The sequence below is a fragment of the Rhizobium sp. 05L429 genome (genome assembly GCF_056397645.1).
The window spans coordinates 145,086-158,091 of sequence record NZ_JBFTNV010000004.1; the positions used below are offsets into that span (position 1 = coordinate 145,086).

The 13,006-nt window shown below is 61.8% G+C and carries 14 protein-coding genes and 1 pseudogene; 7 read left to right on the forward strand and 8 right to left on the reverse strand.

Annotated features, from left to right (window positions below; genetic code table 11):
• Nucleotides 1–116: 116 nt before the first annotated feature.
• Entirely contained in the window at nucleotides 117–686 is a 570-nt protein-coding gene (locus AC1DNW_RS05495; RefSeq protein ID WP_113307792.1) for a DUF308 domain-containing protein, read from the reverse strand.
• A gap of 156 nt (nucleotides 687–842) precedes the next feature.
• Between AC1DNW_RS05495 and AC1DNW_RS05500 the strand changes: the two genes are divergently transcribed.
• Complete coding sequence (locus AC1DNW_RS05500) at nucleotides 843–1,415, forward strand: TetR/AcrR family transcriptional regulator (protein WP_113307793.1); 573 nt, start codon at nucleotides 843–845, stop codon at nucleotides 1,413–1,415.
• Nucleotides 1,416–1,432: 17 nt separating this feature from the next.
• Here AC1DNW_RS05500 and AC1DNW_RS05505 read toward each other — a convergent pair whose 3' ends face one another.
• Nucleotides 1,433–2,320, reverse strand: a complete 888-nt coding sequence (locus AC1DNW_RS05505; protein WP_113307794.1) for a LysR family transcriptional regulator — start codon at nucleotides 2,318–2,320, stop codon at nucleotides 1,433–1,435.
• Nucleotides 2,321–2,436: 116 nt separating this feature from the next.
• Between AC1DNW_RS05505 and AC1DNW_RS05510 the strand changes: the two genes are divergently transcribed.
• From AC1DNW_RS05510 to AC1DNW_RS05530, 5 genes and pseudogenes are all read left to right on the forward strand, one after another.
• Nucleotides 2,437–2,832: a (R)-mandelonitrile lyase gene (locus AC1DNW_RS05510; protein WP_113307819.1), complete on the forward strand. Its 396-nt coding sequence runs from the start codon at nucleotides 2,437–2,439 to the stop codon at nucleotides 2,830–2,832.
• A gap of 88 nt (nucleotides 2,833–2,920) precedes the next feature.
• Nucleotides 2,921–3,241: a carboxymuconolactone decarboxylase family protein gene (locus AC1DNW_RS05515; protein WP_113301859.1), complete on the forward strand. Its 321-nt coding sequence runs from the start codon at nucleotides 2,921–2,923 to the stop codon at nucleotides 3,239–3,241.
• 41 nt (nucleotides 3,242–3,282) lie between these two features.
• A pseudogene (locus AC1DNW_RS05520) lies at nucleotides 3,283–3,390 on the forward strand (oxidoreductase); the annotation flags it as partial.
• A 33-nt stretch (nucleotides 3,391–3,423) separates the two neighbouring features.
• A complete protein-coding gene (locus tag AC1DNW_RS05525; protein WP_113307795.1) occupies nucleotides 3,424–4,650 on the forward strand; it encodes an arabinose transporter in 1,227 nt (408 codons plus the stop codon).
• A 324-nt stretch (nucleotides 4,651–4,974) separates the two neighbouring features.
• Nucleotides 4,975–6,765, forward strand: a complete 1,791-nt coding sequence (locus AC1DNW_RS05530; RefSeq protein ID WP_477852211.1) for a heavy metal translocating P-type ATPase — start codon at nucleotides 4,975–4,977, stop codon at nucleotides 6,763–6,765.
• A 28-nt stretch (nucleotides 6,766–6,793) separates the two neighbouring features.
• Here AC1DNW_RS05530 and AC1DNW_RS05535 read toward each other — a convergent pair whose 3' ends face one another.
• The 4 genes from AC1DNW_RS05535 to AC1DNW_RS05550 form a co-directional block, all read right to left on the reverse strand.
• On the reverse strand, nucleotides 6,794–7,264 hold the full coding sequence (locus AC1DNW_RS05535) for a nucleoside deaminase (protein WP_113307797.1): 471 nt from the start codon (nucleotides 7,262–7,264) through the stop codon (nucleotides 6,794–6,796).
• A 192-nt stretch (nucleotides 7,265–7,456) separates the two neighbouring features.
• Entirely contained in the window at nucleotides 7,457–8,290 is an 834-nt protein-coding gene (locus tag AC1DNW_RS05540; protein WP_113307798.1) for a universal stress protein, read from the reverse strand.
• A 107-nt stretch (nucleotides 8,291–8,397) separates the two neighbouring features.
• Complete coding sequence (locus AC1DNW_RS05545; RefSeq protein WP_113307799.1) at nucleotides 8,398–8,802, reverse strand: hypothetical protein; 405 nt, start codon at nucleotides 8,800–8,802, stop codon at nucleotides 8,398–8,400.
• 198 nt (nucleotides 8,803–9,000) lie between these two features.
• The gene (locus AC1DNW_RS05550) at nucleotides 9,001–9,399 is read right to left on the reverse strand and encodes a hypothetical protein (protein ID WP_477852168.1); all 399 of its coding nucleotides are present in this window, start codon (nucleotides 9,397–9,399) and stop codon (nucleotides 9,001–9,003) included.
• Between the two features lie 188 nt (nucleotides 9,400–9,587).
• On the opposite strand from AC1DNW_RS05550, the gene AC1DNW_RS05555 reads away from it, so the two are divergent.
• Nucleotides 9,588–9,845 carry a GNAT family N-acetyltransferase gene (locus tag AC1DNW_RS05555; protein WP_477852169.1) on the forward strand — a complete coding sequence of 86 codons (258 nt, stop codon included), beginning with the start codon at nucleotides 9,588–9,590 and terminating at the stop codon, nucleotides 9,843–9,845.
• Nucleotides 9,846–9,899: 54 nt separating this feature from the next.
• On the opposite strand, the gene AC1DNW_RS05560 is transcribed toward AC1DNW_RS05555, so the two are convergent.
• Together AC1DNW_RS05560 and AC1DNW_RS05565 are read right to left on the reverse strand one after the other, a co-directional pair.
• Entirely contained in the window at nucleotides 9,900–11,894 is a 1,995-nt protein-coding gene (locus AC1DNW_RS05560; RefSeq protein ID WP_113307800.1) for an ABC transporter ATP-binding protein/permease, read from the reverse strand.
• 259 nt (nucleotides 11,895–12,153) lie between these two features.
• Nucleotides 12,154–12,954 (reverse strand): AraC family transcriptional regulator, encoded by an 801-nt coding sequence (locus AC1DNW_RS05565; protein WP_113307801.1) that lies wholly within the window; start codon nucleotides 12,952–12,954, stop codon nucleotides 12,154–12,156.
• Nucleotides 12,955–13,006: the final 52 nt, after the last annotated feature.

Consider the following 13,006-nt stretch of genomic DNA (forward strand, 5'->3'; position numbering starts at 1 on the left):
GGAGGTATATGGGTGCCTCACCGACAGCCCATCTCGCTGGAATACCTCTGATCTCGCGCGAGACATTCGCGAAAAACAGCCCACATTCCGGTTTGGGGCTGGGCGCCCCTCACCCATCACGCATTCGCTTTCCTATTCGCAGCAACCGTCATCCATACTGCCGACAGCAGGAAATAGAAGGCACCGAACCCCGCATAGGGTGCAATGTCGAGGATGCTCGGCGGCGTGGTACCGAGCGACTGGCTGATCATGAACCCGCCGGCGAGCGTCGATTGTGCGCCGCTGAGGATCATCGCCCATTGCGCGCCGTAGGTGCTCCAGCGCCGCACGGCGGCCGAAAGCTGTAGCAGGCCGGAGAGGATCGCCCAGACGCCGAAGACGGCGAGGACGGCATAGGTGCTGTTCATGACGGCGATGATGACGGCGACCGTGGTGATCGTGCTGACGGCGACGTTGAACGTCTGGGCGGGGTTCGCCTTCAGGCCGCCGTTCGAGCGGGCGTCCACGAGGTTCGCCACCGCATCCCAGGCCGGATAGATGACGAGCAGCACGGAGGCGAGTGCCGATTGGCTTCCCGACAGAGTGGCTGAAAGAATGGCGGCGACGATCCAGCCGATCGAGAACAGCGCACGGACGAAGTAGTAGGATCGCAACCAGCTCGATTGCGGGGAAGATTGGTTCTGCATGACAGGCTCCTTGTTGTGTCTTCCTACTAGTAGGTAGATCAATTCATGGAGTCAATCGTCAAAAGCTCCTGCCCTCAGCCGGCTGGAACACATGCTCGTGAGCGAACCAGCTGCGCCAACTTGACAGCCTTGCCGACCAGCAGGTAGCCAAGATCCATGGAACAGACGACCGCAGAAAAGATCCTTGACGTAGCGCAGTCCCTCGTCGTGGCGGGAGGCTATAACGGCTTCAGCTATGCCGATATTTCCGATGCGGTCGGCATCCGCAAGGCGAGCATCCACCACCATTTCCCCACCAAGGCCGAACTGGTGCAGGTGCTGGTCGACCGCTATACGCAGCGCGCCGAATCGGGCCTGAAGTCGCTGCGCGAACACGTCCCCGGCCCCGTCGAACAGCTGCAGGCCTATCTGAACTACTGGCAGAAATGCATCCTCGACGCATCGGAGCCTTTCTGCGTCTGCGCCATGCTGGCGGCCGAAATACAGATGCTGCCTGACAATGTGGCATCACACGTGCGCCGGCATTTCGAGAACCTGGCCGCCTGGCTGACATCGGTGCTGAAGGCCGGTGCGGAGCAGAAACTCTTCCGGCTGGACAAGTCGCCCGAGGAGGAAGCGCAGATCCTGATGGCCTGCGTCCACGGCGCCATGCTGTCGGCCCGCGCGCTTGGCCATCCCGACCTCTTTGCCGCAATCGTCGGCCCGCAACTCGCCAGGCTCAGGGCCTAGAGGCGACGGCTGCGCCCTCACCGATGGCGCACGGCATCGACGAGCAGGGAAAACGCCGGCGTGGACTGGCGGCGCGTCGGGTAATAGAGATGATAGGGTTCCCAATAAGGGCACCAGTCTTCCAGGACGCGTCGCAGACGGCCGGCCTTTATGTGCGGGGCGGCCATCGGCTCCGGAACATAGGCCAGGCCGTATCCCGCGAGCGCGGCATTCAGGATCTGGAAAATTCCGTTGAATGCGACCTGTCCGTCGACACGAACTCTGAGCTCGCGGCCCTCTTTCTCAAATTCCCAGGCATAGAAATTTCCATAGGTCGGAAGCCGAAGATTGATGCAGATATGCTCGGTCAGATCCTGCGGCACCGTCGGGATCTGGCGATTTTCAAAATAATCGGGGGACGCGACGACAGCGAAGCGTGAAGCGCCGCTGATCGGAACAGCGATCATGTCCTTCGCCACGACGCCGCCCAGACGTATGCCGGCGTCATATCCGCCGGCGGCGATGTCGGTCATGCTGTAATCGACGGCAATCTCGATCCTGATATCGGGATGCTTTTGCAGGAGGGGCATGAGCTTCGGCCAGAGGATGTAATCGACGGTGAAGTCGATCGCCGAGATACGGAACGTGCCGGCCGGCTTATCCCGCAGCTCTTTCAGGGAATCCAGCTCAGCCGTGATTTCTTCCAGTCGCGGCCCGGCGGTCTGCAGGAGGCGCTGGCCGGCTTCGGTCGGCGAGACGTTCCTCGTGGTGCGCACCAGGAGACGCACACCAAGCCGCTCTTCCAGCGCGCGAATGTTCTGACTGAGCGTCGGCTGCGCAATGCCGAGCTTTGCGGCGGCACGGGTAAAGCTCCGCTCCCGCGCGACCGTCAGAAACGCCATCAGGTCATCGAGACTTTCGGCCATTTATTGCCCCTGCCTATAAGTTCATTTGGATTATACCATCTAATCGGATGAGTTTGCAGGGCGTATCTTCTTTGCGAATGGCGGACATCACTCGCCAAGCAGCAATGGAGACGATCATGGATATCAGACGCAGCGGCTCGCAGCCTTCGGTCAAAGGCCCCGAAGACTGGTTTACGGGCACGGTACGGATCGATCCGCTCTTCGCGCCCCCGGAACCGGCCCGCGCCGCCGGCGCTCTCGTCACCTTCGAGCCCGGCGCGCGTACAGCCTGGCACACGCATCCGCTCGGCCAGACGCTGATCGTCGTGTCCGGTCTTGGCCTGGTGCAGCGTGATGGCGGCCCGGTCGAGGAAATCCGCCCTGGTGATGTCGTCTGGTTCCCCGCCGGCGAAAAGCACTGGCACGGCGCGAGCGAAACTGCGGCCATGAGCCATATCGCCATCCAGGAAAAGCTCGACGGCAGGAACGTCGACTGGATGGAGAAAGTTTCCGACGAGCAATATCGCCGCTGAACCGGAGGAGCGTCTCATGGATCGACGCTCGTTCCTTGCCGCCACGACGATGCTTGCCGTGGCCCCTCTTTTACCAGGAAACACAGCAATGGCAGATACACCATCCAATGGCCGTAAAGCCTTCGGCGATATCGCCCCCGCTTTGGCCGACTATACCGACAAGGTTCTTTTTGGTGACCTTTGGGAGCGCCCGAACCTGTCGCCGCGCGATCGCAGCCTCGTGACGATTACGGCGCTGATTGCGCTCTACCGGCACAATGAGTTGCCGTTTCATTTGAAGCGCGCGCTCGATAACGGCGTCACCCGCGACGAGATCGTCGAAACCATCACCCATCTTGCATTCTATGGCGGCTGGCCGGTTGCCAGCACGGCCCTGTCGGTCGCCCGCAAGGTCTTCGAGGAGGCTTGAAACCATGACGGAAGGTATTGCCGGCAAGATCATCGTCATAAGCCATTCCGGCCAGCTCCTTCGCCCGCACGGTGGCTTTCGCCATCAGCCAGCCTGATGACGTCGACATCAACGAAGTCCTGTTCCGGCCCACGGTTCAGGCTTACTAGGTTCACGGCCGACCGGACCAAGGACGCACCGTAATGTCGACGACGTCGCTGGCTCCAGCCTCCAGGCGCACCGTGATCATGACGCTTTTGCCGATAATGATCATGGTGCTTGTCGCCTTCCTCGTGATTGGCCTGGCCCTGCCGGTCTTGCCGCTGCATGTCCACCAGGATCTCGGCTATGGCACGTTCGTCGTCGGATTGGTAACCGGCAGTCAGTTCGCCGCCTCGCTCTTCTCGCGCGTCTGGTCGGGCAATGTCTGTGATCGCAGAGGCCCGAAATACTCGGTCATTTTTGGCCTTGTTGCAGCTTCCGCCGCCGGCCTTCTCTATCTGCTCTCCTTATGGTTCACAGCTCATCCGATCATCGCCCTGAGTGTCCTGCTGGCCGGCCGCGCAGTTCTGGGCGGTGCGGAAAGCTTCATCATTACAGGCGCGACCGTGTGGGGGCTCGGCCTCGTCGGAGCGAGCAATGCCGGCAAGGTCATCGCCTGGATGGGAACGGCGATGTTCGCTGCTTTCGCCGCCGGCGCGCCGCTCGGCATCGCACTTTACAGCGCCGGCGGATTTGCTGCCATCGCAGTAGCCACCCTGATTGCGCCGCTTCTGACGCTGGCTGTCGTCTTCCCTCTTCGCGCAACGCCGCCGGAGCATCGCCGTAGAGCCGGAATCCTTGCCGTTGCCCGGCAGATCTGGTTGCCGGGTCTCGGAGCCGCGCTCAGCAGTATCGGTTTCGGCGTAATCCTCTCTTTCGCTTCGCTGCTCTTTGCCGCGAATGGCTGGACGCCTGTCTGGCTGGCTTTTACGACCTATGCTGTTGCCCTGGTCATCGCCCGCCTGGCCTTTGGCCATCTGCCCGATCGGCTGGGCGGCGCAAAGGTTGCGCTCATCTGCGTTCTGATCGAGGTCGCCGGGCTCGTGCTGATGGGCCTGGCACCCTCGACGCTGCCGGCTGCCCTCGGCGCCGGTCTCGTCGGCTTCGGTTATGCGCTGGTCTTTCCCGGCCTTGGCGTTGAAGCCGTTCGCCGCGCACCACCCGAAAGCCGAGGTCTGGCGATGGGTGCTTATACGGCCTGCCTTGACCTTGCGCTCGGCATATCGGGGCCGGCGCTTGGCCTGGTCGCAACCGAGGCAGGACTTTCGGCCGTATTTCTGGTCAGTTCACTGGCGGTTCTCGGATCGGCATTCATCTCCGTGAAGCTGATGAACCGCGATGGCACGCGGTCACAGCAAACTTCCGAGCACGCGTCACCGAGCGAGTAGAGCCGGAAAGGCGGATCCGATCTCCGCAATGGCGCATGGTTGCCATGCCCGTCAGGGGTTCCGGACCTCAACCTGAAAAGCCGGTGCAGCTTGAGTGAGATCAAGGAGAAATCCTGTAGTTATGCCAGATTCCTGACCGCATGACGGGTGCCAGGCGACGAGTTCAAAGCATCGATCCTGCGCAGCCAAGAGGAAACGCCCAACCGGAACATGGGAGGCGTGCGGGCCATGAGCGTTCTGGACGAACCGAAAGCGCATCCGCGAATTCGCATTTTCGGGAAATTGCACGCATGGCTGCCCGATGTCGGGTTGAGGTCGACGATCATGGCGGCGGCAGCGGTCACAGGTCTGGCGGGCGCGTTCGTCCTTTTCCTGCTGGATTACGGTTCCGCAAGCCGCCTTGCCCTTGCGGCAAGCACCAGCACCGCCCTCGCATTCCTGTTGATCGACATCGTGGCCAAGCTCAGAAACGGCGATTTTGGTCTCGACCTGATCGCGGCACTCGCCATGGGCTCTACCCTCTGGTTCGGTGAATATCTGGCAGGAGCGATCGTCGCGCTGATGTATGCCGGCGGCCAGTTTCTGGAAGCCTATGCGCATCGGCGGGCCGACGAAGGCATGTCGGCCCTGCTGGCCCAGGTGCCGCGAACGGCACTTCGCCTCCTGGAAAACGGCATGGAAGAAGTTCCCATTCCGGACATTGCGGTCGGCGATATCCTGATGATCCGCAGAGGTGATGTCATCCCGGCCGATGGTACGCTGATGTCGGACAATGCATCGATCGATCAATCCGTCCTGACCGGCGAGGCCTTCCCGGTTCACCTGCAGAGGGGCGAGCGGATCGAAAGCGGCGCCACCAATGCCGGGGACGCGATCGAGATCAGGGTGGAAAGCCGCGCCGAGGACAGCACCTATTCCGGCATCGTCAAACTGGTCGAGGCATCCCGGCGTTCCAAGGCGCGGATAGCGCGGCTCGCCGATCGATATGCGATCGCCTTTCTTCTCCTGACGCTGGCAATCGCGCTCGGCTCCGCCATCCTGTCCGGTGACATGGCGCGGATCGTCGCGGTTCTCGTCGTGGCGACCCCCTGCCCGCTGATCCTGGCCGTTCCCGTCGCCCTTGCGGCCGGAACCTCGAAGGCTGCAAAGGCGGGCGTGCTGGTGAAGGGCGCAGGTCCGCTGGAGATCCTGGCCGACGCCTCCGTCGCGGTCTTCGACAAGACCGGCACGCTGACGGCGGGCGATCCCGAGGTCGTCTCCATCGAGGGGCCCGAAGGCACGGAAAGGATCTTGCGTCTCGCCGCCTCGCTGGACCAGGCATCGTCGCATGTGGTCGGCCGTGCGATCGTCAGGGAGGCGCGGAGGCGCCAGCTGACACTCTCGCGCCCGACCGACGTATCGGAGCTTGCAGGTGCCGGCATTTCCGGGCTTGTCGACGGTATCAGGGTAAGCGTTGGCGGCGACAATTACTTCACGCCGGATGGCAAGCCCTCCCGCCCCGCCGAGGGGAAAGGCAGAATGCAGGCAAAGGTCTTCTTCGACGGCCAGCTTGCCGGCGAAATCGGTTTCGAGGATCGCCTGCGCGGCGATGCCGTCGACCTCGTGGCCAAGCTGCGCAAGCTGGGTTTTGGCCGGATTGTGCTTGCGAGCGGCGATGAGCGCAGCGTCGCCGCCGCCATTGCCGGCTCCCTGTCGCTGGATGCCGTCGAGGCGCGACTGTCTCCCGCCGAGAAGGTCGAGGTCATCGCCAGGGAACGCGCGGCGAGCAAACGCCTGGGCGGAAAGGTTCTCATGGTCGGCGACGGCGTCAACGACGCTCCGGCACTCGCAGCCGCCGATGTCGGCATCGCCGTCGGCGCCACCAATCTCGCGGCCGCGGCCGAAGCCGCCGACATCGTCCTGATCCGCAACGACTTGAACAGGATCGCCTCCGCCATCGAAATTGCAAGACGTTCCCGCGCCATCGCTATCCAGAGCATTCTCGCAGGCATTGGTCTCTCGCTCATCGCCATGCTCTTCGCCGGCGCCGGCTTCCTGCCGCCGGTGACAGGCGCCATGCTGCAGGAAGTAATCGATGTGGCCGTGATCCTGAACGCGCTGCGGGCGCTACGCTAGGCCCTCATCGCGACCCCTGAGCCGAGCTCTAAGCCTTGGCCAGATGCTTCGGCCAGAATTCCTGATGGACTGCGGCGGCTTCCTCTTCAATGTTCGGTCCATCGACGGTGACGATGCGCGCCCCGGTTTGCAGCACCGCCCGGCTCGGCACGTTCAAACCGATCCCGGCGATCTCGCCCAGCCGCGCTTCGGAGCAAGCAAACACCATTCGCCCGATGCCCGACCAGTAAATCGCCCCGGAGCACATCGCGCACGGCTCCGTGCTGGTGTAGAGCGTGCAGTCAGCAAGATATGCGGTGTCGTAGTGCTGCGCCGCCAGTTTGATCAGGTTCAGCTCGGCGTGGTTCGTCATATCGTGGCCGGTAAAGACGCTGTTTTCGGCACGCAGGATGACTTCGCCGTCCTTCACCAGCACCGAGCCAAACGGCTCGTCTCCGTTTTCCATGGCGGATTTCGAGAGCGCAATCGCCTCGCGTAAAAACGGCTCGTGGTTTTCCATCAGAGTCTCCCCCAGAAGTTAGAGCGGGATGATTTTGTCTGGGATCGGGGAGATTTCCAAGGGCTGCAATTCGGATTCAGGATCGGCAGCCTGCTTCCCCGCAACCGTTACCGGGGAAATAGACGACGTCGCCGTCACCTTTGTCCCATCGGGACCGCAGACGACAGCGGCGATGTTTATCGGTTGTCTCGTTCAGTGGGCGAGAAACAGCGGCAGCTTGCAATCCTCGATCATCCTGCGGGTCACGCCGCCGAACAGGCTCTGCTGCCATCTCGGGTGGTTGTAAGCCCCCATGACGATGAGGTCCGCGCCCATATCCACTGCGTGCCTGGTGATGATCTCGTCGGCGCTCTTGCCTTCGCTCGAAAGGCGATCGACCTGCACCTTGACGCCGTGGCGGGCAAGGAAGGCCGCTATATCGGCACCCGGCTCTTCGCCGTTCACGCCTGTCCGCGCCATCGGGTCGACCATGGTCACATGAACGATCTCGGCCTTTTCCAGGAGATCGAGCGACTGGCGGGCCGCCCGCGCCGCCTCGTTGCTGGAATCCCATGCAAGGATGACGGCTCTTGGCGATGTGGTGATCGCGTGTCGCCCGCGGTTGATCAGGATCGGCGTCGGCGCCTGAAAAAGCGCACCATCGAAGATCCGCTTTCTGAAACTCGCGTCCTCGGCCGCATCGGATCCCAGGAGCACGACGTCGGCATAAAGCGCACGCTGTGCGATATCTTCGTCGGCCCAGGCAAATTCGGTATAGAGATCCTGGACCTCGAACGAGAGGTCGCTGGTGGAAAGCGTCTCCCTGATTTTGGCGCCCGTCGAGGCGAGTTCGTCGATCTCCCGCTGCCTCTCATCCAGCCAGATGGTGGAGATGGCATTGTATTCCCCGAGCGACGGCGCCGCGCCCATGAAAACGGCAAGCGCTGTCAGATGTGCCCCATACGCGGCGCAGAAGCTCGCCGCGCTTTTCAGATCCTGCTCATATCTGTTGCTTTTGAGGATGCTCAGAACTGTCGTGATGGCCATGATGGCTGCCCTCCGTGACTGATATCACGACGTTAGCAATCCCATCCGATGTGGTCTTTGACATCAGTCAACCACGATCCGCCGCCCGATCTCGCCTGAAAGTCCTGCTAGCAGTTGGGGCGGACCTGTGCGGATGAATCCCCGCCGGGAAGCCCTGCCGAGGAGCCGGTGCTGGTCATGCCATTGCAATCGGGCGTCCCGGTGCCCATGCCATTGCCGGTCCCGGAGGGGCCGCGCACGGACGGGTTCGTGCTACCGGGATCGGGGACGATGCTGTTGGTAGTGCTGTTTGCGTCCGGTGCCAGCGTATTCCCGCTATTGGTACCCGTGCCGACGCTGCCGGATGTACCAGCCCCGCCAGATGCGCCGGAGCCGATCGTACCGTTGCCGGAAGTACCACCCGCACCTCCCGCCGCGCCGCCTGCGCCGCCGCCCGCACCCGATGATTGCCCCATCGCCGAGGTGGCCAGCCCGATGGAAAGAATGGATGCCGTGATGAACTTCAGAAGCATGAGAAACCTCCATTGTGCTTCATTGGTCATCGGGGACAACTTCGCCTGCCGGTCGAGGTTCCCCAAATCACGGATAAGTTTTGACGTCAGTCGATGCCCAACGGCGTCCGGCAGCGGACTGCGAACGCGATCGATGCCGGCCCCGGCAAGGGGCCTGGCCAAGGCCCGGCACTCAGTCGATGCCGGGCGGGACAGTGATTAATGGCACGCCGCACGAGCGCGCACGCGCCCTTTCAGATCATGGGTGCGACGATGTTCGACCGAGAGAATGTCGATCAGGTCGACAAGCTCGAAATGGTGCTCGACGCCGCCGACATCGATGTGAACCTGGCCGTCGCTGATGTGTAAAGCAACGGCAACGAAGTTTCTCTCTTCGCCCTCATCCAATACCGATACAATAAACAGAGGCGCCTCCCTCTTACGCTTATCTCTTTTATAGAGAAGATCGGTGAATGCTTTATTATTAGCAGTTAATAATAATTTGTATTCAATAGATTGTACAGCTCCATATGCGAACACTCCGGAGATAGCCACAAATTCGAAAGGTATTTCAGTGCTCACAATTCGGCTGGCGGAAGCGGCAAACCAAGCTGGCATCGTGCGCCTATGGCACCAGGGGTGGCATGATGCCCACGCCGCCCTTGTGCCCCCGGAGGTTCTGGCGTTCAGGACGATAGACCACTTTCATACCTGGCTGGGCGAGGCGCGAGACACCTTCCACGTCGCCATCGACACCGAGCTGCGGGGATTCGTGACGGTAAAAGACGCGGAAATCGTCAAACTCTATGTCGGCAGGAATGCGCGGGCAAGGCATAGCGCAAAAGCTTCTCTCCTTTGCGGAGCGAAAGCTCTCGGAAAACGGGGTGCGGGAGGCCGAGTTGTTCTGTACGGCGGGCAACAGCCGCGCCGAAAATTTCTATCAGCGAGAGGGATGGACGCTCTCTCGGACCTTTGAAGATTATCTGTGGATGCCGGAAGGCAGCACCACAGGTCCTACTGTGCTGACCCATCGTTTTCAGAAAAATCTCTTGGCAACGGCGTAACCGGCCGTTCGCAAGAGATATGCTCGCGGCAGCCGTGACTCGCCTCGGCGCCCTTCAGCTCTTCTTCTGCGCCGCCGCCTTGCTGGAACTCGTGCTGCCCTTCGGCCGCTTGTCCAGAAGGCGTGAGAGCACATTCCCTTTTTTCCTGCGGGGGACGAGATCGATGTCGCTCACGAGCTTTGCACCGCCCTCGCGCCGCTCCAGGGTGATCTTGCGGCTGTGGAAGGCTTCGAGCTCGACGCGGTGCGCGACGCTGACGATGGTGACCTTGGGCAATTCCCGGATCACCATCTCCATCATCTTGTCCTGGCTCTTCTCATCGAGAGCTGACGTCGCCTCGTCGAGTACGATGATATCGGGATTGTGCAGCAGCAGGCGCGCGAAGGCGAGCCGCTGCTTTTCGCCGCCCGACAGCGTCTGGTCCCACGGCGCGTCATCCTCGAGCTTCTCGTTGAGATAGGCGAGCCCGACCTTGTCGAGCGCGTTCTTGATCTCATCCAGCGGCCAGCCGTCGGCGGCATTGGGATAGGCGACGGCGCGGCGCAGCGTGCCCGAGGGGATATAGGGCCGCTGCGGCAGCATGAACAACCGCCTGTCGGCGTGGAAATCGACGCTGCCGCGACCCCACGGCCAGAGACCGGAGATGGCGCGCACCAGCGTGCTCTTGCCCGAGCCGGATTCACCGGCCACGAGCACCCGCTCGCCTGGCTCGATCTCCACCTGGGTTTCCGTGACCACGGCAGTACCGTCATCCAGCGACACGGCGAGATCGTTGAGGCTGAGTATCGCCTCGCCTTCCGTCTCACCATGCTGGATGCGTCCGAGCGCGTCGCTCTGTTCTGCGCGTTCCAGCCCGTCGAGCGACATCATCAATGAGGCGACGCGCCGCGCGCAGGCGTTCCAGTCGGCAAGCCGCGGGTAGTTGTCGACGAGCCAACCGAAAGCGGTCTGGACGATCGCGAAGGCTGACGCTGCCTGCATCACCTCACCCAGCGTCATGCTGCCTTCCAGAAACTTCGGCGCGCAAAGCAGCACCGGTACGACAGGCGCAATCAGCATCGACCCATGCGACACGAAGGTCGTGCGCATATATTGATGGGCAAGCTGCGCCCATTGGCTCAGCACATTGGAAAACGTCTTGTCGAGGTCGCTGCGCTCCTCCTCTTCACCACCGAGAAGCGCGATGCTCTCGCCGTTTTCGCGCACATGCGTCAGCGTATAGCGAAACTCGGCTTCCACCTGGTTCTTAACCTCGGAGACCTGAACGAAATGTCGGCCGATGACGGCGATCGTCGTCGACGTAATGAGCGCGTAGAGCACCGCCGTGACGACGAGAAAGCCGGGAATGGTGATCGACATCCCACCGATCGGCAGGGTCAGGGCACCACCGATCGTCCAGAGAACCACAATGAAGGTCGAGGCCGACAGAAAGGCCGAGATGACGCCGGCGGTGAAATCGACGGGCGACTCCGTGGCAATCCGCAGATCCTCGGAAATACGCGCCTCCGGGTTCTTGTGATCGCCGCCGATGAGGTTCAGCTGATAGTAACGGCCGTTCGCCAGCCAGCGCGCGATGAGCCCGGTCGCCAGCCACCGGCGCCAGTGCCGCTGGATCATCATGCGGACATAGACCTGGCAGGTGACGAGGACGACGCTGCCGGCCACCAGCGGCAGGAAGACGGCGCTCAGATAATAGACGGTGCCGGCATCGTGCCGCTCTATGGCGTCGAATATGCCGCGGTTCCACCTGTTGATCCCATACTGGAAACCGACATTCATGCCGATCATGATCAACAGCCCGATGGAGCATGGCCAGGCAAAACCGTCGCCGCCACGGCCCCAGTAGCCGCGCGCACTGATCCAGAAACGCTTCAGCAGATATTTCTTGCGCGCCCTCTCGGCCTCCTCGGGCGTCAGGCCCGGATCGGGTTCGATAACATCTGGCGGCGGCGCGACCTCGACGGTCGATGCCTTGCCCTGGTGCGTCTCCTCGGCACCATCAGGCTTGGCGCCGTCGACCGATGTCGGTTTCAGTTTTGCGTCGGTCATGCCAGCGGAAACGGATTACCGATCGAAAGGTTTCACGATGGGGCAAGCTTGGTGCTTGCCGGAAACCGGAAGGTGCATCGACGGCTTCGATCGGACCGACATGTCGGGGAGAAACCCGAACCATACTGCCGCAGAACACAACGGACGCGAAAATCCGCTATTCGGTAGCAGATACCACCGTGACCGCAGCCGGCCCATTGCGGTCATGGCACGTGCCGCAAAGGCCGACCAGCGTTGCCGAATTCGGCCACTCGGCAAATCATCTCGCGAAGTAGCGTGTTGGTGTTGTGCCCAATGCCTTCTTGAACATGACGATAAAGGCGGTAGCGGATTCATATCCCAAGTCGCTCGAAACCCTCTGGACCGTAGCGCCGCTGGCCAGTTCGCGCAATGCGATGACCAGGTGCAGTTGCCGCCGCCATCGGCCGAAGGTCAGTCCCGTTTCCTGGACCATCAGCCGCTTCAAGGATCGCTCACTCATGGCAACGTGTGCCGCCCAATCGACCAGGGTGCGACGGTCGCTCGGCTCCGCCATCAGGGCAGCAGTGATCGCTGCGATTTTGGGATGGCTGGACGCGGGCAAGTCCAGCCCCTGTATCGGCATTTGCGCGAGTTCATCCAGCAAGACCCGCACCATACGGCCGACATGATCGTCCGGAGCAGAATTGACCGGTACATCCGCCAGTCGGAGGATCATCTCGCGGAGCATCGGCGACACAGACAGAGTGCAGCACTCCTGCGGCAGCTTGGCCGCTTCGGGTTGAACGAACAGATAGGACAGGCGTGCGTTGGACGTGACCTGGTTGCTGTGGGGCACGCCCCCGGGTATCCAGACTCCGCAGTCCGGTGGGACAATCCAGATGCCATTCTCCGTCCTGCATGTGACGGCTCCGTGCAGAGCCAAAATGAGCTGCCCTTGCTTGTGCTGGTGCTGGGGCACTTCAGCCTCATAGTCACTGAAGTCGAGGCGGACAGCGATGGCCGGGCGATCTGACCAGTCGGGATCAAAGTCGTCGTAGCAGGAAGGCAGTTTTGCGGATTGACCCGATTTGGAGATCATTTGGCATTATCTCCAAATTCGTACGGACTGCAACAGTCTACAATCGGGTGAT

Coding starts and splice junctions, on each gene's coding strand:
- AC1DNW_RS05515 (WP_113301859.1), top strand. CDS start 2,921: ATGGCAGATACACCATCCAATGGCCGTAAAGCCTTCGGCGATATCGCC.
- AC1DNW_RS05510 (WP_113307819.1), top strand. CDS start 2,437: ATGGATATCAGACGCAGCGGCTCGCAGCCTTCGGTCAAAGGCCCCGAA.
- AC1DNW_RS05495 (WP_113307792.1), bottom strand. CDS start 686: ATGCAGAACCAATCTTCCCCGCAATCGAGCTGGTTGCGATCCTACTAC.
- AC1DNW_RS05540 (WP_113307798.1), bottom strand. CDS start 8,290: ATGGCCATCACGACAGTTCTGAGCATCCTCAAAAGCAACAGATATGAG.
- AC1DNW_RS05530 (WP_477852211.1), top strand. CDS start 4,975: ATGGCGGCGGCAGCGGTCACAGGTCTGGCGGGCGCGTTCGTCCTTTTC.
- AC1DNW_RS05505 (WP_113307794.1), bottom strand. CDS start 2,320: ATGGCCGAAAGTCTCGATGACCTGATGGCGTTTCTGACGGTCGCGCGG.
- AC1DNW_RS05555 (WP_477852169.1), top strand. CDS start 9,588: ATGTCGGCAGGAATGCGCGGGCAAGGCATAGCGCAAAAGCTTCTCTCC.
- AC1DNW_RS05535 (WP_113307797.1), bottom strand. CDS start 7,264: ATGGAAAACCACGAGCCGTTTTTACGCGAGGCGATTGCGCTCTCGAAA.
- AC1DNW_RS05500 (WP_113307793.1), top strand. CDS start 843: ATGGAACAGACGACCGCAGAAAAGATCCTTGACGTAGCGCAGTCCCTC.
- AC1DNW_RS05525 (WP_113307795.1), top strand. CDS start 3,424: ATGTCGACGACGTCGCTGGCTCCAGCCTCCAGGCGCACCGTGATCATG.
- AC1DNW_RS05565 (WP_113307801.1), bottom strand. CDS start 12,954: ATGATCTCCAAATCGGGTCAATCCGCAAAACTGCCTTCCTGCTACGAC.
- AC1DNW_RS05545 (WP_113307799.1), bottom strand. CDS start 8,802: ATGCTTCTGAAGTTCATCACGGCATCCATTCTTTCCATCGGGCTGGCC.
- AC1DNW_RS05560 (WP_113307800.1), bottom strand. CDS start 11,894: ATGACCGACGCAAAACTGAAACCGACATCGGTCGACGGCGCCAAGCCT.
- AC1DNW_RS05550 (WP_477852168.1), bottom strand. CDS start 9,399: ATGCCAGCTTGGTTTGCCGCTTCCGCCAGCCGAATTGTGAGCACTGAA.